Here is a 326-nt window from a genome sequence, read left to right as displayed (position 1 = left end):
CCGTGAGGCGCTCGTGGACGATCTTCTCGGGCTGGCTCTGGTCTTCTTTTTTCTCCCTTCCCCTCTCCTCTTTCCTTTTTCTTTCCCTCTCCCCTTTTTCCCTTTCTTTCTTTCCTCTTCCTTCTCTTTCTTCTCCTTCTTCCCCTTCTTCCTCTTTTTCTCCTTTTCCTCTTTCTCTTCCCCCCTTCTCTTCCTTTCTTCCTCTTTTCTCTTTTCTCTCTCTCCTTTTTTCTCTCTCTCCTTCCTTCCCTTTTTCTTTTTCTTTTCTCTTTTTCCTTCCTTTCTCTTCTCTCCTCTCTCCTCCCTCTCTTCCTCTCTTCTTTCCC

The 326-nt window shown here is 46.0% G+C and carries 1 protein-coding gene; it reads right to left on the bottom strand.

Annotated features, from left to right (window positions below):
* The coding region (locus NR073_RS11455) for a hypothetical protein (RefSeq protein WP_256748853.1) at positions 1-326 on the bottom strand (326 nt) is incomplete at both ends.

Origin of the sequence: Micrococcus sp. Mcc28, from assembly GCF_024519775.1 — a bacterium.
Lineage (GTDB): Bacteria > Actinomycetota > Actinomycetes > Actinomycetales > Micrococcaceae > Micrococcus > Micrococcus luteus.
Note: the sequence above shows the minus strand (reverse complement) of the source record. Positions and strands in the feature narration are given on the sequence as shown.